Source organism: Paenibacillus sp. NPDC058071, assembly GCF_042885235.1.
In the GTDB taxonomy this organism is placed as follows: Bacteria; Bacillota; Bacilli; order Paenibacillales; family Paenibacillaceae; genus Pristimantibacillus.
Genome location: NZ_JBHVSK010000001.1, coordinates 294,025 through 315,355, shown reverse-complemented (window position 1 = coordinate 315,355; position 21,331 = coordinate 294,025). Strand labels below are relative to the sequence as shown.

The window sequence follows — 21,331 nt, the reverse complement described above, 5'->3', positions numbered from 1 at the left end:
AGCGGTTGTACTCTTTGTACAAAGCAGCATAACAAACACTCCCATACACAAGATGAAACATTTCTTAAAAAGTGATACTTCAAAAAAGCAGCCCTAATTCTTGATGAAATTAGGGCTGCTGATTTTATTGAATTGTTTTCTTTCTGCCTTCAATTAAGATGGTTAAGCTTACAAGTGTAACAAATATAGTGGCACCCATGTCTGAAAGAATGGCGATCCATAACGTGAGCCATCCTGGGATGGTTAGTAATAAAGCAATGATTTTCAATCCAAGAGCAACAATGATGTTGAAGCGAATAATACGATTGACTCGCTTAGCCACTGACACAGCTTCCGGCAGCTTACCTAAGTGATCCTGCATCAGTACAATGTCAGCTGTCTCAATTGCACTGTCTGTACCTTTACCCATTGCAATACCCAGTTGAGCAGAAGCAAGTGCAGGAGCATCGTTAATCCCATCACCAATCATGGCGACAATGCCTTTCTCAGATAGCTCCTTGATGTGATTGACTTTATCTTCAGGCAGCAAACCTCCATAAAACGAAGTGACACCAACTGCTGAAGCTACTTTCTCTGCTGTTTTCTGATGATCCCCAGTAAGCATTACTGTACTTCTAATACCCAGTCTGTGAAGGGATTGGATGACAGATTTGCTTTCTTTACGAATTTCATCGGATATGCCGAATATCCCAAGTATCTGTTTTTCGTCAGCTACTACTACCAGTGTTAGACCATCTTCTTTATAAAGATCAATTTGTTTTTGAATGTGTTCGGTTATTGTAATATGCTCAATGCTTTTTTCATTACCTAACCAATAAGACTTGCCATTTACTTTCGCTTTTACCCCTCGACCAGTAATGGTCTCGAATTCCTCAGGATCGGGTGCGGTAATATTTCTGCTGGCCAATTCCTTCATTATCGCTTTTGCTAATGGGTGTGAAGAGGATTTTTCAATAGCACCGGCTACTGTAAAAAATCGTTCTTCATCATAAATCTCTAATTGCGCGACATGTGGTTCACCTTTCGTTAACGTTCCCGTTTTGTCAAAGGCAAGAGTGTCAATTTTGCCAAGCTGCTCTAGGAATACGCCGCCTTTAACGAGGATACCGTGTTTGGCATTGCGTGTAATGCCGGATACGATTGCAATGGGTGAGGATAGAATCAATGCACATGGGCACCCGACAATCAAAACCGATAACCCCTGATAAAGCCAAGTCGTCCAGCTTCCTTGGAAGAAGAGAGGAGGGAGAACGGTTACCAGAGCGGCCACAATCATGATAAGTGGTGTGTAGTACTTGGCAAATTTATTGATGAACAACTCCGTAGGCGTTTTCGTTTCCTGCGCTTCTTGAACGAGATGAAGGATCTTAGCTAAAGATGAATCGTTATAGGCCTTTTCAATCCTTACTATAAGCAGTCCTTCATTGTTAATACTGCCGCCAAAAACAGGCTCACCGGCTTCTTTCTCAATCGGAAGGGACTCCCCTGTAATGGCAGCCTCGGTGACTGAGCTTTTTCCTTCGGTAACGACACCATCAGATGGGATTTTCTCTCCCGGTTTGATTTTTACAAGATCACCAACTTGCAGGGAAGAGATAGGGACAACCCTTTCTTGAGCGTTCTCCAACTTTACGGCTTCTTTAGGTGCAACCGAAAGTAAAGTTTCCATGGAACGTCGGGCCTTTTCCATACCGTAGCCTTCAAGCAACTCATTCAAGCCAAATAATATAGCGACTAAAGTGGCTTCTTTCCATTCACCAATCGCAACAGCGCCAATCAAGGCGATGGTCATCAGCGTATCGATATTAAATTTAAGCTTCGTTAGGTTTTTTAAACCGCGTAGAAAAGTTGTATATCCACTAATAACGGTGGCAATTAAATAAAGGATAATAATAGACTGGCTTTCCAGAATACCATCCAACAAAATTGCCGCAATATAAATGATACCAGAGGCAATGAGGAGCTTTAACATTTTGTTGTTTCCATCGGCATGATGATGACTATGATCGCTATGCTGTTGATGATCGTGAGCGCTCATATCTATGTTCAGTTGTTCAGAGATGTAAGCTCCATCTGTCTTTAGGATCCGATTAACATCAGGCATTGAAACTTCCGGACTAACTTTTAATTTGCCCGAGTTATAACTAAGCGTCGCATTTTCACCATGATCGAGTTGCTTAATTTCATCTTCGATTCTTTGTGCACAGCCGGCGCAGGACAGCCCATTAATGCGATATTCATTCATGTGAACTTCCTTCTTTCATATATGAATATTTGCTCATATATTATTCCATTATTATGGAATTGTCAAACTTAATTTGCCCAAAAAAAGGCCATCTTGTTCATGGAGTTAAACCACAGACCTTATTTTACGGATTGAATCAAGCCTAAAAAAGGAAACAGCACAGCAATCATAGTAAGAGTGATAAATATTCCAAGCTTGTTTTTTTTGTATGCTGTGAATAAAAAACCAAGTGAAATGATTCCCATTAAAAAACAACCGACTCCAAGCATGTTCCAACTCCACTGCAGGGACAGGTCATTCCAATCAGGATGAAGAAGTTTGAACAAGAATGAGGGTACAGGCCCTTCTGTTTCCGCTTCGTGAGGCGGTTCCTGGGCTCCCATGAATGCGGTTGTCACAAGAATAAATAAGGCGATAAGACTCTCCACTCTAAGCCATGTTTGTAATCCATGTTCATTCTGGCCGTCTGCATACACTTTGGTTAGGAAGCCGTTCATAAATGCTAATAGAATAAGTGGAATAAACAACAAATGCTTCAGCAGTAGAGCTTCTCCATAATTGATTCCCCATGAATTTATGTACCCAACTTCAATGATTATCGACATCATCACTAAACCTGCTATCACTATAAGCGCCATACAAGCAATCGACAGGGGTGTATACCAGCGGGTAAAGGCTTTCCAATTCCAACTTCCTTTCTTAAACCATGCGACAAGAATAAGGATACCAAGCCATATAGAGACTGTACCAACATGAATGGATTGGGAGAGAATCCCCCATTGCTTGGAGAGTGCCGCCGGATGACTTGCCAATCCATGGACAGAAACCATACAAATCCAAATAGCAGCTGAAACCCATTTTGAAGACTTATTTTTTAATCCATTAAAAGAAATCACCATAAATAAAGCGCTGCCGAAAATAAAAATCATAATCCAAGCTCGCCCAAAGGAGTAATCAGTTAGGACAATCAAAAGGAGTTCCACAAATGACATTTGAGGTGCAAAATCCATTAGAATAACGGTCGTTTTTACGATTGAGGCAAAAGAGAACAACGGAACTCCAATAGCAGCTAACTGAACTAATCGGAAGGGGACATGAATTTCTGGTTTAAATCTGACGGGGACAAACTCGAGGAAGAGATAGCCAGCAGAGATGGCAAACGAGAGGTAAAGAAGTGTTTCAAATAGATAGATATACAAAGTATCAACTCCAGAGAGGGGGAATGGTTTGCTGGGATTTATCTTACCACAAAATAAATAGTTGAAAATATGCTCATTTGTTAAGTTATGAACTTAAATGAGTATATGTTCATGTTTCAGCATATCTCGCTCTCATGACCGCTGCGTAGTTAACTTGTATTATCTATGCTATAATAATCATCACGTTAAAAGACAAATAACGGTGAGGTAATTATGACTGAAAAAACAATAGTTGATGCATGTGATGATACCTGCAATGGAACAGCGGTTGATATTACAGAGATACGTAAAAAACTTATTCCTGAATCTGCTGCATCAGATTTAGCAGATCTGTTCAAAGCATTAGGGGATCCTACACGAGTTAAAATCATTCATACCTTAGTACAGTCTGAATTATGCGTTCATGATATATCTGAAGTATTGGGAATGGGACAGTCAGCAATTTCACATCAGTTGCGCTCATTACGTAATATGCGAATTGTGAAACGACGTAAAGTGGGGAAGACCGTTTACTATTCACTTGATGATGAACATGTTGAGCAAATATTTGTGCAAACCTTACAGCATTTAAAACATGAATGATGACAAAAAGTGCCGACCTAATAAGGGTTGGCACTTTTTTTTCGTTTAAGAGCCTTTAAAGTCCATTTGTTTATCTTCTGTCAATTTTCAAGAACAATAGTTATATGAATATATGATAATATATTTTAGAAAGTAGAAAACCATGAGTATGCAAGACATTTCAAACTCCAGCGACGGAAATCAGATAAACTGACCCATAACTCTCGATCCATGCTCTCAGGAGGGCTCTTATGATTACATATGATGTCATTGTCATTGGCGGCGGACAGGCCGGTCTTTCAGCCGGATATTTTTTAAAGAAAAGAAATATCCCGTTCATCATCTTGGATAAAGAAAGCGAAGCTGGCGCCGCGTGGAGAAGGCGATATGACAGCCTGGTGCTCTTTACGCCGAGATCCTATAGTTCTTTACCCGGACTGATACTTGAAGGTAAGCAAGAGGAATACCCGACAAAAAATGAAGTGGCTGATTACCTTGGAAAATATGCAACCTATTTTGACTTTCCAATTCAGTTCCAAACAGAAGTCTTGTCGGTGTCAAAATTAGAGGACATATTCCGGATCACAACAAATCGAGGGGACTACACTGCAAAGCATGTCATCGTGACTACGGGGCCGTTCCAAAGACCGTACATTCCTCCAATAGCTGACTGTTTAAATGAAGATATTGTACAACTACATACGGCTCATTATCGTAATTCAAATGACTTGCAAGATGGTACGACGCTTGTAATCGGGGCAGGAAATTCAGGTGCACAGATTGCGGTTGAGCTTGCCGAGAGCAGGGACGTATATCTATCAGTTGGGCACCGTATCAAATATATGCCACTTGAGCTTCTGGGGAGAAGTATTTTCTGGTGGTTTGGCAAAATGGGCATTCTGAGCGCGAGTGTGGATACAAGAGTAGGTGCATTTATTCGCAAGCAACCAGACCCGATATTCGGGTTTGAACTTAGAGATGCGATAAGAAAAGGTAAAGTAAGGCTTAAACCGCGTATGGACAAGATGGCGGGGGACACGGTGGGGTTTGAAGGGAATTCCTCGCTCCAGCCTAAAAATATCGTATGGGCTACAGGCTTCCGTCCTGACTACAGCTGGATCTGTATTCCTGGTGTACTTGACGAGCTGGGAAAACCGCACCATCAACGGGGAATAAGTACGGTTTCAGGATTGTATTTTATCGGGCTCCCCTGGCAGTATAGAAGAGTTTCTGCTTTGATCGGGGGCGTCGGAGAAGATGCTGCATTTATTGTTAATCATTTATTTCATGCGGGGAGGTCGATTATATGAAGAAAAGCGCTTCTAAATCGCTTTTTGTTTATCTTGTAACCGCGCGCGCCTCCCGGCGTGCGGTGCCATCTCGGCACGCGGTGCTCGGTCACACGTCGGCGGTTAAACCTCGTCACAACTGGTCGAGGTATTTGTGTTCTTGAAAACACCGTATTCGTGAGATAGCAGTAGTATTTCGGAGATAAGCGTTTGTTCAAAGGGTGAGGTTAGTTAAGTAATCTTTATACCACTTCACAGTTGTTTTGACATATAAACACGCTTATAACCATCTTCAATTCTATGCTCAACATCAATAAATCCAAACTTCGGATAGTACATGAGGTTTTCAGTCATTAACTCGTTAGTGTATAAACGTACTTCCTTTATACACGCCTCTTCACAATAAGTTATAGCAAATTCAATCAATTTACGCCCGATTCCCTGTCCTTGAAAACTAGGATGAACAGCCACATTTTCAATCAACAAATAGTTTTCTTCGGGATACAGTACAATAAGACCTTTTACTTCATCCTTGTCTGTGTATACATAGACAAGATTTCTCGTAATAAGACGCATATAGTCTGCAAGCATGGGAGCAGGCTTCTTTCCGATTCTTTCGATGTACACGTTATATGCCGCATTGGCGCATTCAATAATTGACTGGTGATGGTGCTGCTTTGCAATTTTAATATTCATAGTTGCCTACCTCCAATAGATAGTATATCATTAAACTCTTCCATTTCTAAAGTAGACGAGGAACAAAGTAGATCAGAACAATAAAGCGGCGGCTAATCAATCCGGCTGCTGTTTTGTGAAATTAAAGGGTAGGTTTGCGTAACACTATGCATGAACGGCTAACGGAGACGATAGTTGCATGTGCAAAATAATACTTGGCTGCGACGAAGACCCGATGTGGAGTAACTTCTTAAGAAAAACAACTTAGCCGCCATCATAACTGTTTAGTTTCTATGTAAAATAAAAAACTAAAACCTCACTCGTTAGCAGAGGCCCTACAGAGTGTTATTATTTAAATGAAATTTTTGGAATTGGATTTAGTCCCGCATTCTAACTGTCAGGCCGATAAACCAAGAATTCAAGATTAAAATGGCACAAAGTAAGAAGTTGCTTAGAATTTAAGTTTATAAAATAAAAGTGACCTGCTGTTTTGTATATAAAGACAGGTCACTTTTATTTGGTTTATAGCTTTATTATTTAATTCTTTGTAATTTACACATTAACACTTTCCAGACGCTTAATTTGTAATGGGGGTGGTACAAGCCATCCTTTTTCTTTGAGCAATTGAAGAATTTTCAACCCCAACGCTGCATTAGTCATGTGATATTTGGCAAATAATGCGCCAACATCCTCTCTAATCGATTGTCCCATAGCCTGACTGCAAGCTGCTAAACCTAAAGAAGTATCCGCAGCGATTTTTGCAGCTATTTCCGGGTCAGTGAATCTGGCGCCAACGGGAATGTCTTCAAGTTTTACAGGTGGTCTATCGGGCAGGGTAGGAGCTGGAGAAATTCCATTGTCGGTCAGTAATGTATCACACTCTTTAATTTCTAGCCTAGCTTGATCAATTAAAGCCTCCAAAATTTTTTTTAAATCTTTGTCACCTGAATGGTTTAAATAAGCTTGATAACAGGAGACAGCACCTCTAGCTATTGTTGATGTCGTCCATATACTGAAAACCTCTCCGTAGTGCAAAGGTTCATCTTTAGGATTTCCGCTAAGGATACCCACATTTATCCAACTCCTTTAACATGTATTTTTTTGTACGGAAAAGGGATTACGTGCGTTCACGGTTTCGATTTCGCAAACCAATTAAACCGGCTAACCCCAATAATCCGATCCAGCCCCAATTGTTATCATTATCATCGTTTACAGCATTTGTACGGTAGTTGTTTGAATTGATCGCATTGTTGGAATTGGTGTCGTATCCATTCATTCTGTTGTTGTCTACTGTTAGATCGGCAGCATGACTTGCTTGAGTAAAAGCAGGAATAGATGGTGTTACTGTAAGGATTGTTAATACGAATATCATTAAAAACAGTTTTTTCATTTAGTTTATTCTCCTTTACTCTAATTTCTTACGTTACCTAAGGTGTCCTTGAGTGCAGGCGATTATTCAGGATGTAAGTTGAAATTTACATTTTTTATTTTGCAGACTTTTATAATGTTGCATATGTAACACGTATATTTCTTCCCTTTGATCTGTTTTATGTTATCACAATAAATACATTTCATTATCTAATCACCTCCGATAGTTATTATGTGCTGTAGTCGATGATGTATTCAGCAGAATCCATTTTTATCCAATGTTAGGGAAGAAAAAATATATTTTATTTTTATGAATAGGTGAAATCATTTAAAGGGAAATTGTAAGTCGAAGACAAAGAAGGAGGTATAAAAAATGTATTATTACAAAGAAGAATTAATTAACAAAATCGAAGTGGACCAACCTGATCCGGCAGCCGCTAAAGTATTACAGGAAACTCTAGGGGGACAATTCGGTGAAATGCGGACCATGATGCAGTATTTTTTTCAAAGCTCCAATTTTAGAGGTAAAGAGAAACAATTCCGTGATTTGTTGAGGGGAGTATTTTTGGAGGAGATCGCTCATGTAGAACTTGTTCAGAATACAATTAATCAGCTGCTAAATGGTGCTGGAGAATCTTTGCCGGGAAACGCTGGCTTAGATTCCGCGCCAATAGACGAGGCAGTTAAACATGCAAATCCGCATCATTTTATAATTGGAGCGAAAAGCTCACTTCCAGTAGATGCCGGCGGGAATCCATGGAATGGATCATGGGTTTATAGCCATGGCAATCTAATTAGCGATATGTTGAACAATGTCGTTCTTGAATCAACTGGTGTATTGCAGAAAACAAGAATTTACGAAATGAGTAGCAATAAGACATTCCGGGAAACGCTTGGTTTTCTTATTGTTCGCGATAATGCACATCAAAACGCATTTGCTAAAGCTTTAGAAACGCTTGGAGTTGAATGGGGCAAGTTATTCCCTGTGCCAAATTATGATATCAACAAGTATCCGGAATGCCGCAAATATGTCGATATGGGTTTTCACAATGTTCAGTTTGATTTTAGATTAGATCAGTCCCGAATTGCCGAGATTTTTAGTGGTAAGACACCTAGCCGCAATGGGGGAGAACTAACAGTGACTCAGCCGCCCGTCGGTTTTGAAGTTCCGCAATTGCCTGACATGCCGAATGAACATAGCCCTGGTCTGGTTGACATGTTCAATTAATAAATACTCAGCGTTAAGAAGGACGCCAAAATCCTGTCAGTGGCGTCCTTTAATTCATCATACTGAAAGAGTAATCCAATCCCGCTAACTAAAATCGGGAGATAAGTGAAATAGCCTCAGTTGGATGCATAGCAATACTCCGTTTTTTGAGAAAAGCAAGAGCCGGAGATTATCCAGCTCTAGCTAGACATGCATTGTCTATTGAAAACCTCTTGTATGTTGAGTGGAGTAATTGGTTTGGGGCTGATTGAAAGTCGAAGTCAAATTGCTTTGAACGGATTGTTCTAGCTGCCTACAGATCTGGGAGATTTGTTGCAATTGTTGCATTGCCACTTGATGACCATGAAGGGCTGTTTGGATGGTTTGAGAAGCTCTTTGTTCCCGTTGTGCCAGTTCTTCCAGTTGCCTTGCGTTTTGCTGTTCTTGTTGTAGCAATTGCTGATACATTTGCGATGCTTGTTGAGTCTGGTTCATCATTTGCTGGACGATGTTTTCACATTGATTGATTTGAGAAGACAAGTTTTGGTACATAACACATTCCTCCAGTATATTTATTGTTCTTTGTAGCAGAGTTACTTTTTTCTTAACTCTCCTTTTTTATTCATACTATTTTAATACTGAGATGAGAAGGGGGCTATTTATTCGTTTGTTATGCTTGCCAGAACGTTTATCCGAAACAAGCACCTTGAATATTATTAGCGATTTCGGAAAACATGTAACGGGTTGATAAAAAAGAAATTGACAAATTATTTTTGAAAAGAGGCGGTCTATACGAACAGAGAGGATGCAATATGGGGGGCCTTGGAGGAGGTAATCGATCCTGAGGTTGGAGCAAATATCGTCGACTTAGGACTAATTTATGACATAAAAGTCGATAAAGAGGACAAGGCTAACATTCAAATGACTCTTACAATGCCTGAATGTCCACTTGCAGATGTGATTGTGAAAAAAGTGGAAGAGGCAACAATGACAGTTACAGGTATTAAAAATGTGGAAGTTCATTTAGTGTGGGAACCGAGATGGTCACCTGAAAAAATGAACGACAGAGCTCGAGAGGAAATTAGATCACGTCAATCTTTGGTTTAGTCATACCAAACCTTTTCTGTTTTATCAGGAATTAAAGGATTTTACAAGGTGATGATTAGATTAAAAATGTACCTAAACAATAATCCACTATTAGATTTAAGTTATAAAGATGATATGAAAGAATTGGCTGGAGAAAGACTCAATAAACCAAGGATGCCTAAAGAGGCAGGTTCAGAGGAGCCTACCTCATTTAGATGACAAACTGATTCTTATTTCAAAATTATCAATGAAGAATGGGTAACAGAAATAATTGAGGACTGGGATTTACCCTATCGAATTTACCAAGCTGGTGATGTAAAAGGTTGGTATTTACGTGATGAAGTGATAACACGATTTATGTTCGAGACTGGTGCAAGAATATCAGAAATCCTAGAGCTCACAATTGGTGATTATCGCAAGCGTACCAATTTAATGCGGACACAATTGGGAATACACCAACACGAACGGTGCCAACGGCAGACGTCTGGCGAATAGGTAGTGCTGCGGTTAATTCCTTTTATGTTTATCCTAAGTCGGTTTAGTTCGATTCAATTCCGCCCAATAGGATCGTCCGATCCACATAAGGCTTGAAGTCCTCAGTCAGTATGATCGTGGCGCCTTTTGAAGAAAGCAGCTTCTGCTCCGATACTTTCCAGGTGTGTGATTTACGGTTCTCACGGCGGTAAGCGACGAAGTTATAGGAAGAGGTCGTGAATACCTTGAAGCCTTTTTTCAGGCAATCTTGGACGAAACGTACATCGGACCCCGCAACCACCTTCGTCGAGAAGGAGACTTTTTTGAATACCCGTTTATGGAACATAATGGTGGCGCCCGCGATACGTCTGCACCGCCTGTAAGGTTTTACGGTCGTTTTGCGTAGCAACAGGACCGAACGGTGAGGGAAGAAGAAATAACAAGAGCGTTTACCGATGACATCCGCTTTCTTCCTGGAAAACAAAAACATAGCTTCATCCAGATAATGAGGCGAGTAGTAATCGTCGTCGTCGAATTTGGCAATATAATGATAACGAGCGCGGGCAACCGCGTAGTTCAGGCATGCGCCAAGATTCATGCGCTCATCGACGCGGAAGACGCGGACGTTGGCATACTGCCGCGCAAGCTCTTTATATGGAAGCAAGGCGATATCGTTTTCGTTGATGATCACGATGAGCTCTTTGGTGCGCCATTCCTGACGGTAGTAGTTTTCAAATATATCCAGCATATGCTTGGTTCGAATGGTCGAGGTAATGATTGTTACGCCTGTATTCGTATTCGCGGACATCGTCTTCGTCTCCTATGAATATATTCAAGCTAGAACAGGCTATGCGCATAGAACGATGAGCATCTCAAATCATAGTTTATAGTAGTCACAACCGTCCTTCGGCCGGGCGTGTAGCTGGCTACGCTGGAAAGAGGGATTCAGAAGAAACGTTGAGGGTGCAATGATGCAAGGTCAACTCACGAAGGCCGGTTGACCTTGCGTGCTTTACCGTACATGCCATGCCTAGTTTACGTAATGTCTGTAATGCTTCGTCTTGCGAACAAGCTTGCAGTGCGACATATAGAGGCGCGTGCTTTTCTTTTGCGTATGGCTTTTGAAATCTTTTCTTCTAACACAAACATAGTGTCGCTTGGATACGGAATACACGCGAAAGCCTCTGCGGATGCACCGCCCGACCCAGCCGGAATCCGTGCCGACCTTTTTGAACTCAGGAAATGGGATGCGTTTCCAGACCGATTTCAGGAAGACCAGAGTACCTCCCTTGATGGAGCGCACGTATTTCATTTCGCCCCCCTTGCGGAAAACCATCAACGCACGATTTGCCTCGAAGTAAAGGAAAGAGGTATGTTTGCCTATGATGGACGCTTTGCCGCTTTTGATAGCACGGGCGGATTCACGCAAAAACTTGGGTCCGTAGTAATCGTCATCGTCAAACTTGGCGATGATGCCATCCTCTGCCATTTTGATGGCGTAGTTCAGGCAATAGCCGAGCTTGTATTTTTGGGGAAGCTGGATCACTCTGACTTCGTTATCTGGATATTGGCTTGCCCGCTCCTGATAGAGTTGGATATCCATTGTGTCGTTATTCAAGACGATAATCATTTGTTTGTCCTTCCAAAGCTGCCGGTCGTAATTCTCGAATATGTTATCGATGAATGCGGGTCTCATTGTGCATGCGATTACGGTGAGCATCTTACTTATCATCTCCATTCGGCGCAGCTAGAAGCTTGGATTTACGTCGGTTCCATAATGAATTATTTTTAATTTTATACAATTTTTTGTCGATAATTTTTTGGTATAAACTTAGGAATCGATCTGTCATGATATGGTCAGAATAGCGGGTTCTGGCATAGCGTCTGCATTCGCTGGCTGAGGGTAGCCGCTTGCGGTGTTTGACCTTCAACGCCATGCCGGATGTCTTTCTGCATAGGAGCTGAGGCATTCCTCTAAGAACCTCGGGAACGGCACCTTTTCTGAAACCTAGCACGGGCGTGCCGCTAGCCAGTGCTTCGATGAGGACTAGTCCGAAGGGTTCATCCCAAGTCGACGTAAACAGGACGCAGCTTGCATTGGCAAGCAACTTGCGTTTGCGGTCTCCACCGACGGGGCCAATATAGCTGATTTTTTTTCCCAGATGAGGTTTGATTTTAGCATTGAAATAAGACTTGTCGTTCAGTGTGCCAGCAATGATGAGCCGCCTGCCTGTTTTTTTTGCAACCTTGATAGCGAGGTGGACGCCTTTTTCCTTGATCAATCTTCCCATATAGAGCAGGTAATTTTGTTTGTTTTTCGTGTAGGTGTAGTCTTCCATACGGATGCCATTATAGACGGCATACCCTTTTCCTTTTCCATATTTACGGAGAATGAATTTGCTGACGTATACCCGAAGCTGCACGTCTCCCTTAATCCCTTTAGAATGGGATTGGCTGATTGTAGGAATAGGCGGGTTTGCTTTCGCGACGATACCGTAGTGATCGTGTATGATATCCACGTCTGGCGGGAGGTTTTTTATAATGAAGTCCAACTGCTCTTTCGGATCATCCGACTGATATTCGAAAGTTTGAGTTGCATTCGAGGTCGATCCTTTCTTGGCAAATAGAATCACTTCATGCCCCCGGTTGACCAATTCTTCTGTTAAATAGTGCACATCGCGTTGCGTGCCCCCGTAATGCCTCGGAGGTACAGTAATCGTATTCGTCGATATTTGAGCAATTCTCAAACTTCTCTCAACTCCTTAGGTCAATATCTTCCCATAGGCATTCCTTGTAGGATATGAATGGACTCCTGTGCAGGGCACGGCGCTTTCATCAATCTCAGCGTTTTAATTTAAACCGCGTACAGGGTATGGCCTAAACCAAATGAAAGCAGTTTTCATAGAATAATAGAAATTGATTGAAGAGGTGAGAAGACGTTGAAAGGAATAATTCTCTGTGCAGGGAAAGGAAGTCGCTTATATCCGTTTACCAATAATTATCCAAAGACACTTATACCTGTCGCAAATACGCCCTTGTTGCAATTATTAATCGCGAAATTAATGGAGCTTGGAATAGATCGTATCGGCATAGTCATTCATCCATCCCAAGAAGCCGACATTCGCGGCCAATTCGGTGAGGGAGAAGCACTTGGCATCTCGATGACGTACATCTATCAGCATGAGGCCAAGGGAATTGCGAATGCACTAAAACAAGCGGAAGACTATTTATCAGGTGAAGCGTTCATACTTCTTCTGGGGGATAATTTGATTTCCGCTTCGTTATCCGATCTGAAGAACGACGTCGAGCATGGCGGTGTACAAGCATCCTTGCTGCTTGGGGAAGTTTTGGTCGCACAGGATTACGGCATCGCGGAGATCCAAGATTCGCGCATCGTAGGTTTGGAAGAAAAACCGGCGCATCCCAAGTCTAATTTAGCGGTATTAGGGGGTTACGCATTTTCGAAGGAAATCTTCGATGCGGTCGACAAAATCACACCCTCTAAGCGGGGCGAGTACGAGATAACGGATGCGATTCAGTGGTTGATCGAGCAGCAGCATGTCGTTGCTTACCATGTTACCGACCAATTGAACATCGACGTCGGCACGATGGATCGATGGCTGCTGGCCAATCAAAAATTGCTGGACGCGGAGGCATTGAAGAAACGAGTTCACGACTCTGTCCGGCTGGAGCGCTGCACAATCGTGGAGCCGGTATCGATCGAGATAGACTGCGTGCTGAAGGATTGCCGGATCGGCCCTTATGTTTCGGTGGGCGCGGGCTCCAATCTGGAGAACTGTCAAATCGAAAACAGCATCATTCTGAATGGGGTTTATATGAAAGATCTCCCATTCCCTATTAAAAATGTTATTATCGGCAAACATTCCAATGTCGCCGGGGCACTCATTGATAAAGAGGTGAAGGAGCTTTGAAAATTTTGATTATCGGTACGGGCTATGTAGGGGCCACGACAGCAATGGTTTTTGTCGAGGTAGGCTGGCAGGTAACCGGACTAGATATCGATGCGGGCAAAATCGAACGGCTGAGGCAGGGACGCTTGCATTTTCATGAACCTGGCCTCGAAGACCTTATTGCCAAGCATGTGCAAAGCGGTCGTTTGCAGTTTACGACGGATAAAGAAACCGCCATTGAGGAACACGACGTTATTTTCCTTTGCGTAGGGACGCCATCGCTACCGGATGGAAGCGCGGACCTGCGCTACATTCAACAAGCTGCCGAGGATATCGGGCGTTCAATGAAAGGCTATAAACTTGTCGTTACCAAAAGCACCGTCCCAGTCGGAACGCAAGAGCAGATCAAAGAGTGGATAAATGCGGCGCAGCAAGAGACCCATCCATTCGATGTCGCTTCCAATCCCGAATTTCTGAGGGAAGGCAAGGCCGTCGAAGATGCTTTGCGCCCCGACCGTATCGTGATCGGCACCGATAGCCAGTGGGCAACTGAGCAGCTTCAAAGTCTGTATAGGTCTTTTGTATGCCCCTGGATCATAACCAAGCCGAGGACCGCAGAGCTTATCAAGTATGCATCCAATTCGTTTCTCGCAACTAAAATATCTTACATGAACGAGCTTGCGAGGCTCTGCGACGAGCTGGAGGTCAACGTAAAAGAGATTGCCGAAGGGATGGGCCTTGATTCTCGTATCGGGTCAAGCTTTCTACAAGCTGGCCTGGGGTACGGAGGTTCCTGTTTTCCTAAAGATGTCTCGGAATTGGTTACAACGTCAAGAAAGCATAATGTAAATCTTCGTATCTTGGAGGGAGTCATAGAAGTCAACCTCACTCAATACGCATATTTGCTTGACAAGGCTAGGTCGCGGCTGGGGGGCTTTGCGGACAAGAACATTACGATACTGGGGCTTGCGTTTAAACCAGATACAGACGATATTCGGTATGCGCCGGCTATACGAATAATCGATCAATTGTTACTCGAGCAGGCCATCGTTCAGTTGTTTGATCCCTTTGCGGCTTTACCGGTGCGCACTTCCCACAGGGCAGTGAAGGTCTGTTCATCAGCCGAAGAAGCATTACGAGGCGCGGAAGCGATTATACTGTGCACGGAATGGCCCGAGTTCGGACAGCTGGATTGGGAGAAAGCGAAGGAGTTCGTCGGGCAACCCAACTTCTTTGACGGGCGCAATATGATGGATGCTACACTGATGCGCGGAATCGGGTATTATTATCAAGGTATCGGCAGCGATCATTGAGACTCATTCGCTTCTTATAGTTACAAACGAACTTTCATTGGCCCTGTTAGGTGCAAGAGAAGTTGCCGGACAGGAGTTAAATGGGGCAGGATATCCAAGCATGAATTAGTTAATAAGTTGATTAATGCAGAACAGTACATTGCTGAGCAAAATCAAAAATGGCTAGTTACCCAGTTTGAAAATTTTAAATAGACTCCTCATAATTAAAAGGTAATTGTCCCATAAATCACTAGGTAGTGTTGGAAATGAATTTCAAAACGTTAATGTCGGATGACAAGAACATTGTCCGATTGAAGTCCGCGTAAATCGCGGTCTTTTTTTTGTTATCGGCTCAAGTTCTTGTCAATTGGCAGTGTCAAGAACTTGAGCCGATTTCCGATTGGTGGCAAGAACAATATCCGATTACCGAGAAAAACGATCGCTGGACGCCACTGCAGAAGAAAGGGTGGGGGGACAGTGAATCAGCTGAACAGGATTTCTTGCTGGTGTGGCTTGTCCGACTTCATTAAGCTAGCATTTTTTCTTTCTTACTCTAGTGAGGCGCCGAAATCATCGGCAAGCTCCTGAACTGAACTTCATAAGTCGTTTTGATTTGAACATATCATAACCTCGGTTTTTAATTCATGACAATACCTGTCACTATTATAATCTATAATTGGAATCAAGCCCGGCTAAAAGTAGCTAGTGGGCAAAATTTCAGTATGAAGGAGCTGTTTAATCATGACATTTCAAGTGACTCCCTTTATCATGCTCGACGGAAATGCAAAGGAAGCTATCCAATTTTATGAAATCTCATTAGGTGCAAAAGTCGTCTTTACGCAAACGTTCGGAGAGGCACCGGAAGACCCGGAACATCCCCTGCCGAATGAAGCCAAAGATCGTTTAGCGCATTCCGTATTAAAAATCGGCGATGCAGATCTGTTTGTTGCGGATACTTTTCCAGGCAAACCTAATCAGAGCGGCAATCGCGTTCAAATCTGTATCACAACTCTCGATATCGGAATATCAAATCGATTTTTCGATGCTTTACAGCAAGGCGGTCATGTCATCATGCCTCTGCAAAGAGTGCACTTTAGCCCAGCCTACGGGATGGTAACGGATAAATTCGGCGTTACATTCCAAATCTTTACTCAGAGATAATCAATAAACCGAAGCACGCGAGGTTTATATTACTAATAATACTGGGGAAACCCGGCATTTTTTCAATGTGCACATGGCTTGGGCTTCCGGACTAGTCTTATACTAGAACAACTGGGTCAACGTTCTGTATTACATTAGCAAACCGCATTTTTAAGGAATTCAAAACCTTTAGAAGGAGATGTACTAAATTGAAAGTACAAGACGTTATCGATCGAGTCTTGGAGAAAAGCTGCGGAGGACGAAAACTGGAGCAGACGACTGACGTACTGGTAAGCGGAAACCCCGGCATGGAGGTGACGGGTATCGTTACTACTTTCATGGCGACCGTGGATGTAGTACGAGAAGCGATCGCTATCGGAGCGAACCTGATTATAACGCATGAGCCGACCTATTTCACTGCAGCAGATAAGGTGGAATGGCTTGAGAATGATCCTATTTACTTGGCCAAGAAGAAGCTTATCGAAGATAACGGAATAGTTATCTGGCGTTTCCACGATTATATGCATATGGCTAAGAGTGATCTGATTTATGACGGGCTTATTAGAGAGCTTGGCTGGGAGAACAAAAGGCTCGATCCATCATCGCCATGGTCGTACATCATCGAACCGACGACCGTCGGAGAGCTGACGGAATTCTTCAAGAGTAAGCTGGACATGAACAACGTACGAATCGTAGGCAAACCTGATTCAGCTTGCTCCCGAATTGGGATACTGGTCGGGGGAGGCAGTCTGGGCCTTGGTCGAGAAGAGATGCCTATGGAGCTCATGCGCGACAAGGATCTTGACGTCATGATATGTGGTGACATCACGGAATGGACGCTGTGCGCATACGTCAACGACGCCTCCATGCTCGGGATGAATAAGGCAATGATCGTGGTCGGACACGAGCGTTCCGAGGAATCAGGAATGAAATACCTAGTAGAATGGCTTCTTCCAATCGTGGAAGGGGTTCCGCTAACATTTATCGATGCCAAGGAACCTTTCTTTTATATATAATTTTGATAGACAGGAAGATCGAACCATATGTCATCGTAAAACTTTTAGTTGAACATGGTGTTAATGTTAATTTTAACGGTGCAGATCAAGTGTTTCCATATTGTACAACACCAGTACAGATGGCCGCACCCGGAAATCAATTTTGAAATCGAAAACTACTTAATAGAGCACGGTGCACTGATTATGATAAAGAAGGTAGTCGAAATGCCCAAATCCAAAAGATTGATGGAACTGATGATGACCGTTAACCGGAAGCGGCGGTTCAAGGTTCAGGAGCTTGCCGACGAATTCGGCGTTTCCAAGCGTACGATTCTAAGGGATTTACAGGAGCTTAACGATCTGGGGGTTCCGCTCTACTCGGAAGTTGGTCCGCATGGCGGGTATCAGGTCATCAGGGAGCGGGTGCTGCCTCCGATCGCATTTACGGAGGAAGAGGCGGTGGCGATGTTCTTTGCGGTGCATGCCCTGCGCCATTACTCCTCGTTGCCGTTCGAAGCGGAATCCGCATCGGCGCTGAGCAAGTTCTACCTCCATATGCCCGGGGACGTCCGGGACCGGATCGACAGCATGAAAAACAGGGTCGACTTCATTACCCCGACAAGGCGGAGGGATGCCCCTTGCTTGGCCATTTTGCTCGACGCTGCCGTACATCGGAAGGTGCTCACCGTCAAATACGAGTCGAAGGGAGAGGAGGCGGGTAGCCGCCGGATTCAGCCGGTTTGCATTTACGCGAGCAACGGCTTTTGGTATTGTACGGCCTATTGCTTCCTGCGCCAGGGTCTCCGCGTGTTCAGGTGCGATCGGATTCGCGAGGCGGCTTATGACGCATCCGGCACGGAGCCGCTCGATCTAGACGACGTAAGTCTTAGCCGGCGTGCGTCCACTGAGCCGAGGGAGCCTATACGCCTTCGGGCGGAACTCAGTCGTGCCGGCGTCCAACGTTGTGAATCCGAATTGTGGTTGGCCCCTCTGCTGGACGTGCGCGAAGACGGAAGCGGCGTAATCGATAATGACGTGTCGCGCGGCGATATCCCTTTTTACACGGAATTCTTCATCGGACTAGGAAACGAAGCGGAGCTGGAGGAGCCTGCAGAATTGAAGGATTCAATCCGGCGGAGGCTCTCTGAGATGTTGGCCCGATACAAATGAATGGTTACGCCGCGTATGGGTTTAAGCATCGATTTGGTTTAAAAAATAACGAAGGCCGGTTTAAGCATGGCTCAAGTGCATCAATTAAAAGAAAATGTGACATCGGAAATGTCCATGATATATGCGAGAAAAATTCAAATCACTCAATAAAAGCTGATCCTGCTATTGGGGATCAGCTTTTATTGGAACCTAATGTCGGGAATCGGCCCAAGTTCAGTGACACTACATATAAAAAGGTAGTAGTAGCAGCTAATAAGTAGTAGCCGGGGATTTTGCTCGATTTCTTAAGATATATACATATGTATAAAATACGGGTTTTGTGAAAAAGAATGTAGTATGAATGGAGTTGCTTGAATTTAAACTTCCATTCACTTCCAGTCGAACTAATTGCTCCTGTTGAGCAAGTAAAATTTCTACCATGCATAACACCGTTGTCTTTTGAGCTTTGTCTCTGCGGATGCGTCTGCTTTAACTTTGCGCAACTGCGCCCCTTTAGAGCGTCATGACTAAGTCTCTGACATCCCGTAAGCTTCACCGCGTTGTTGCGTAAACGATTACCGCTTCGTTCTTCTGGCTACCGCCATCGTATAACGGCCAGTTAAAAAAGGCCAACCAGAACATTCTCGCTGACCTAATAATACGAATAACCGCTTCCCGGCGGAATACCGGGAAGCAGCCCTAATGATATTAAGCTTTCAGTTCCAGCATAACTGGAACATGAGGCTCCAGCTTAAGCTCGATCGCGCCGTCCTTGACGGTATAATCGCAAAGGAGTTCTTTGCCGTTTTTCGTTAGGCGGTATACAGAGTAATCGGCTGTCAGCCAGTTCTCTGGCAGCAGCCATGCCCGGGTGACGCCATGCCTGCTGTACACATAGATCCGGTTATCCAACGGGATGAAGCGATCGTGGTTGTCTGCGATGACCAGCGAACCCCATTTCACGGCAAGATGCTCGGTCTTTTTATCGATCTGAACCGTAACGCCGTCGCTGAACCGCATCATGACGCGATGCTCATCCTCCCGCATCTCCGCCATTTCCCTATTCAAATAGAAGCGGTACAGCATGGAGCCGAGATAAATAATATCGACAACCTGATTCCAATTATCATGGAATGCCGTCGATTGCACCATCTCACCTTCAAGGCGTGTAGGCTCCCCCCGGTACAAAATATCGGCATCGATGGAGGCGCCTTTGCCCCATGCTACTGCGTCCAGATCGACGCTGCCGCCGCCGACAATTTTGCCATGATACATTTGTGAAGGAGAGAAGTGCCAGTACGCGCTGAAAATTCCGCTGTCCTCGATCGGCATGCCGTTCTGTCCTTCCGTCGACACGTCGATCCCTCTCTCGTTGAAGTAATCAATGATCGGCTTCATGCCGCAAACAAGCTCTTCTAACGGCCCGATATAACCCTGCTCATCCCAGCTTGCATTCGTATTTCTGAACGCATCCAAATGTACCGTCTTCTCCACAGGGACAAGCTCAAGAAATTGCTTCAGCCGCTCGAATGCATGACCGCTCTCTACATCCTTCGTATGGGAAATATGATACACCCGCTGTTCCAAATCCAGCCATACACGCGCCGCTCCATCCGGATCACGGCTCAAATTGGCCGGGTTCCAGTCTGGTGAATCCTCATAAGCATCATCAACATTAATATGATAGCTAATCGTACAATTATATTGCTCTTTAGCGGTTTGAATAAGCTCCAGCAGCTCCTCGCGGGCTCTATCCGGGTTAATCGCTAGCTTCGGATTAATGACATTGAGCGAAGGATAACCCGTATCATGCCCGTCGAATTGCCAGCCGACCAAATAGACAATCTGCGGGACGCCGCCGGTAATATGATGAATTTGGCGGATGATGTCTAGCGTTTCCTGGAACGTCGTAAGTACGCCACGTTTTCTTTCCGCACAAAACACTTTGTACCAGATCGCTTCTTTATAGATCGGATTAGCATCCGGGAACTTCCGGTTCAACCATAGCTGGTAATCGCATTCGTCCGCCTTGCCGTCACCGTTGCTGTCCGTCAGAAAAACGACGCTCATTTCCAGCGGCTCCATCACCTCATTGCGCACCCGGTACTGATACGTATTTGGCGTAATCGCATAGGAATCCGCCCGGCCCTTATACTTGCCGCTGCCCGAAGCCTCGCTCAGAAGAGGAGTAACGGGATAATTAGTATGGACGAAGCAGCAAAGCTCAGCATTGAACAAGCAAGTATGCATCGTCGGTACAGCAGCTAGATCCGGAACCGAATCACTTATAAGCTCCTTGACCTGTCTCCGATCATACAGCCCCCGGCCTCCGGTCGGAATCAACCTCCAGCTCTTGGCATGAATCTCAGTTCGGGCATAGGAATAGCTGCTATCGTCGCAGGCAAGCAGAGGCTGATCCATCCAATCGATCGTCTGCAGCCACCGGGAACGGTCCTCCTCCACCTTGAACGTGACCCGTACCTCATTCTGCTCCAGCTGGTAGTTCACTGAAATCTCCAGATCAATCTCTCTCAATCTCATCTGATAAGAAACCGCAGCATTGCCGGGATCATACGCAGCAGCAATCTCCCATTGCTCCCATGCAACCGTATTTCCGTTCAAAGCCCATTTGCCGTCAGAGCCGTTCATCGTCGCCCCTGTCTTTTTATGCAAATATTGCTTTACCCCCGGCCAGTCATACAGCTCTACTCTTAGAACCTCATTCTCCAAAATATACATG

The 21,331-nt window shown here is 44.2% G+C and carries 20 protein-coding genes; 10 read left to right on the top strand and 10 right to left on the bottom strand.

Features of this window, described 5'->3' with window-relative positions; all coding sequences use genetic code 11:
• Positions 1–124: 124 nt before the first annotated feature.
• Together ACFVTB_RS01375 and ACFVTB_RS01370 are read right to left on the bottom strand one after the other, a co-directional pair.
• Complete coding sequence (locus ACFVTB_RS01375; protein WP_387744015.1) at positions 125–2,245, bottom strand: heavy metal translocating P-type ATPase; 2,121 nt, start codon at positions 2,243–2,245, stop codon at positions 125–127.
• Positions 2,246–2,364: 119 nt separating this feature from the next.
• Complete coding sequence (locus ACFVTB_RS01370; protein WP_387744012.1) at positions 2,365–3,444, bottom strand: copper resistance D family protein; 1,080 nt, start codon at positions 3,442–3,444, stop codon at positions 2,365–2,367.
• 213 nt (positions 3,445–3,657) lie between these two features.
• Here ACFVTB_RS01370 and ACFVTB_RS01365 point away from each other — a divergent pair, with 213 nt between their 5' ends.
• Together ACFVTB_RS01365 and ACFVTB_RS01360 are read left to right on the top strand one after the other, a co-directional pair.
• Complete coding sequence (locus ACFVTB_RS01365; protein WP_387744010.1) at positions 3,658–4,026, top strand: ArsR/SmtB family transcription factor; 369 nt, start codon at positions 3,658–3,660, stop codon at positions 4,024–4,026.
• 230 nt (positions 4,027–4,256) lie between these two features.
• Positions 4,257–5,315, top strand: coding sequence for a flavin-containing monooxygenase (locus tag ACFVTB_RS01360; RefSeq protein WP_387744007.1), 1,059 nt, complete (start codon positions 4,257–4,259; stop codon positions 5,313–5,315).
• Positions 5,316–5,546: 231 nt separating this feature from the next.
• On the opposite strand, the gene ACFVTB_RS01355 is transcribed toward ACFVTB_RS01360, so the two are convergent.
• From ACFVTB_RS01355 to ACFVTB_RS01345, 3 genes are all read right to left on the bottom strand, one after another.
• Positions 5,547–5,990: a GNAT family N-acetyltransferase gene (locus ACFVTB_RS01355; protein WP_387744005.1), complete on the bottom strand. Its 444-nt coding sequence runs from the start codon at positions 5,988–5,990 to the stop codon at positions 5,547–5,549.
• Between the two features lie 531 nt (positions 5,991–6,521).
• Positions 6,522–7,040 carry a DUF3231 family protein gene (locus tag ACFVTB_RS01350; RefSeq protein WP_387744002.1) on the bottom strand — a complete coding sequence of 173 codons (519 nt, stop codon included), beginning with the start codon at positions 7,038–7,040 and terminating at the stop codon, positions 6,522–6,524.
• Positions 7,041–7,086: 46 nt separating this feature from the next.
• Entirely contained in the window at positions 7,087–7,359 is a 273-nt protein-coding gene (locus ACFVTB_RS01345; protein ID WP_387744000.1) for a WGxxGxxG family protein, read from the bottom strand.
• A 351-nt stretch (positions 7,360–7,710) separates the two neighbouring features.
• Between ACFVTB_RS01345 and ACFVTB_RS01340 the strand changes: the two genes are divergently transcribed.
• Positions 7,711–8,565, top strand: coding sequence for a manganese catalase family protein (locus tag ACFVTB_RS01340; protein ID WP_387743997.1), 855 nt, complete (start codon positions 7,711–7,713; stop codon positions 8,563–8,565).
• Between the two features lie 198 nt (positions 8,566–8,763).
• Here the strand turns inward: ACFVTB_RS01340 and ACFVTB_RS01335 are convergent, their stop codons facing one another.
• Complete coding sequence (locus ACFVTB_RS01335) at positions 8,764–9,096, bottom strand: hypothetical protein (protein ID WP_387743995.1); 333 nt, start codon at positions 9,094–9,096, stop codon at positions 8,764–8,766.
• A gap of 258 nt (positions 9,097–9,354) precedes the next feature.
• On the opposite strand from ACFVTB_RS01335, the gene ACFVTB_RS01330 reads away from it, so the two are divergent.
• On the top strand, positions 9,355–9,651 hold the full coding sequence (locus ACFVTB_RS01330; protein ID WP_387744897.1) for a metal-sulfur cluster assembly factor: 297 nt from the start codon (positions 9,355–9,357) through the stop codon (positions 9,649–9,651).
• A 51-nt stretch (positions 9,652–9,702) separates the two neighbouring features.
• The gene (locus ACFVTB_RS01325; protein WP_387743992.1) at positions 9,703–9,849 is read left to right on the top strand and encodes a hypothetical protein; all 147 of its coding nucleotides are present in this window, start codon (positions 9,703–9,705) and stop codon (positions 9,847–9,849) included.
• A gap of 319 nt (positions 9,850–10,168) precedes the next feature.
• Here the strand turns inward: ACFVTB_RS01325 and ACFVTB_RS01320 are convergent, their stop codons facing one another.
• From ACFVTB_RS01320 to ACFVTB_RS01310, 3 genes are all read right to left on the bottom strand, one after another.
• Positions 10,169–10,912 (bottom strand): glycosyltransferase family 2 protein, encoded by a 744-nt coding sequence (locus ACFVTB_RS01320; RefSeq protein ID WP_387743990.1) that lies wholly within the window; start codon positions 10,910–10,912, stop codon positions 10,169–10,171.
• 222 nt (positions 10,913–11,134) lie between these two features.
• Positions 11,135–11,824, bottom strand: a complete 690-nt coding sequence (locus tag ACFVTB_RS01315; RefSeq protein WP_387743988.1) for a glycosyltransferase family 2 protein — start codon at positions 11,822–11,824, stop codon at positions 11,135–11,137.
• A 1-nt stretch (position 11,825) separates the two neighbouring features.
• Positions 11,826–12,851 carry a glycosyltransferase family 4 protein gene (locus tag ACFVTB_RS01310; RefSeq protein ID WP_387743985.1) on the bottom strand — a complete coding sequence of 342 codons (1,026 nt, stop codon included), beginning with the start codon at positions 12,849–12,851 and terminating at the stop codon, positions 11,826–11,828.
• Between the two features lie 192 nt (positions 12,852–13,043).
• Between ACFVTB_RS01310 and ACFVTB_RS01305 the strand changes: the two genes are divergently transcribed.
• The 5 genes from ACFVTB_RS01305 (at position 13,044) to ACFVTB_RS01285 (ending at position 18,612) form a co-directional block, all read left to right on the top strand.
• Positions 13,044–14,036 (top strand): sugar phosphate nucleotidyltransferase, encoded by a 993-nt coding sequence (locus tag ACFVTB_RS01305; RefSeq protein ID WP_387743982.1) that lies wholly within the window; start codon positions 13,044–13,046, stop codon positions 14,034–14,036.
• Complete coding sequence (locus ACFVTB_RS01300; RefSeq protein WP_387743981.1) at positions 14,033–15,328, top strand: UDP-glucose dehydrogenase family protein; 1,296 nt, start codon at positions 14,033–14,035, stop codon at positions 15,326–15,328. The genes ACFVTB_RS01305 and ACFVTB_RS01300 overlap by 4 nt, the downstream gene beginning before the upstream one ends.
• 720 nt (positions 15,329–16,048) lie before the next feature.
• A complete protein-coding gene (locus ACFVTB_RS01295) occupies positions 16,049–16,468 on the top strand; it encodes a VOC family protein (RefSeq protein ID WP_387743978.1) in 420 nt (139 codons plus the stop codon).
• Positions 16,469–16,656: 188 nt separating this feature from the next.
• Positions 16,657–17,463, top strand: coding sequence for a Nif3-like dinuclear metal center hexameric protein (locus ACFVTB_RS01290; RefSeq protein ID WP_387743975.1), 807 nt, complete (start codon positions 16,657–16,659; stop codon positions 17,461–17,463).
• Between the two features lie 204 nt (positions 17,464–17,667).
• Positions 17,668–18,612 carry a helix-turn-helix transcriptional regulator gene (locus ACFVTB_RS01285; RefSeq protein ID WP_387743973.1) on the top strand — a complete coding sequence of 315 codons (945 nt, stop codon included), beginning with the start codon at positions 17,668–17,670 and terminating at the stop codon, positions 18,610–18,612.
• Between the two features lie 687 nt (positions 18,613–19,299).
• On the opposite strand, the gene ACFVTB_RS01280 is transcribed toward ACFVTB_RS01285, so the two are convergent.
• Positions 19,300–21,330 carry an endo-alpha-N-acetylgalactosaminidase family protein gene (locus ACFVTB_RS01280; protein WP_387743970.1) on the bottom strand — a complete coding sequence of 677 codons (2,031 nt, stop codon included), beginning with the start codon at positions 21,328–21,330 and terminating at the stop codon, positions 19,300–19,302.
• Position 21,331 lies beyond the last annotated feature (1 nt).

Coding starts and splice junctions, on each gene's coding strand:
- ACFVTB_RS01375 (WP_387744015.1), bottom strand. CDS start 2,245: ATGAATGAATATCGCATTAATGGGCTGTCCTGCGCCGGCTGTGCACAA.
- ACFVTB_RS01365 (WP_387744010.1), top strand. CDS start 3,658: ATGACTGAAAAAACAATAGTTGATGCATGTGATGATACCTGCAATGGA.
- ACFVTB_RS01360 (WP_387744007.1), top strand. CDS start 4,257: ATGATTACATATGATGTCATTGTCATTGGCGGCGGACAGGCCGGTCTT.
- ACFVTB_RS01355 (WP_387744005.1), bottom strand. CDS start 5,990: ATGAATATTAAAATTGCAAAGCAGCACCATCACCAGTCAATTATTGAA.
- ACFVTB_RS01345 (WP_387744000.1), bottom strand. CDS start 7,359: ATGAAAAAACTGTTTTTAATGATATTCGTATTAACAATCCTTACAGTA.
- ACFVTB_RS01340 (WP_387743997.1), top strand. CDS start 7,711: ATGTATTATTACAAAGAAGAATTAATTAACAAAATCGAAGTGGACCAA.
- ACFVTB_RS01335 (WP_387743995.1), bottom strand. CDS start 9,096: ATGTACCAAAACTTGTCTTCTCAAATCAATCAATGTGAAAACATCGTC.
- ACFVTB_RS01325 (WP_387743992.1), top strand. CDS start 9,703: ATGATTAGATTAAAAATGTACCTAAACAATAATCCACTATTAGATTTA.
- ACFVTB_RS01320 (WP_387743990.1), bottom strand. CDS start 10,912: ATGTCCGCGAATACGAATACAGGCGTAACAATCATTACCTCGACCATT.
- ACFVTB_RS01315 (WP_387743988.1), bottom strand. CDS start 11,824: ATGCTCACCGTAATCGCATGCACAATGAGACCCGCATTCATCGATAAC.
- ACFVTB_RS01295 (WP_387743978.1), top strand. CDS start 16,049: ATGACATTTCAAGTGACTCCCTTTATCATGCTCGACGGAAATGCAAAG.
- ACFVTB_RS01285 (WP_387743973.1), top strand. CDS start 17,668: ATGCCCAAATCCAAAAGATTGATGGAACTGATGATGACCGTTAACCGG.
- ACFVTB_RS01280 (WP_387743970.1), bottom strand. CDS start 21,330: ATGTATATTTTGGAGAATGAGGTTCTAAGAGTAGAGCTGTATGACTGG.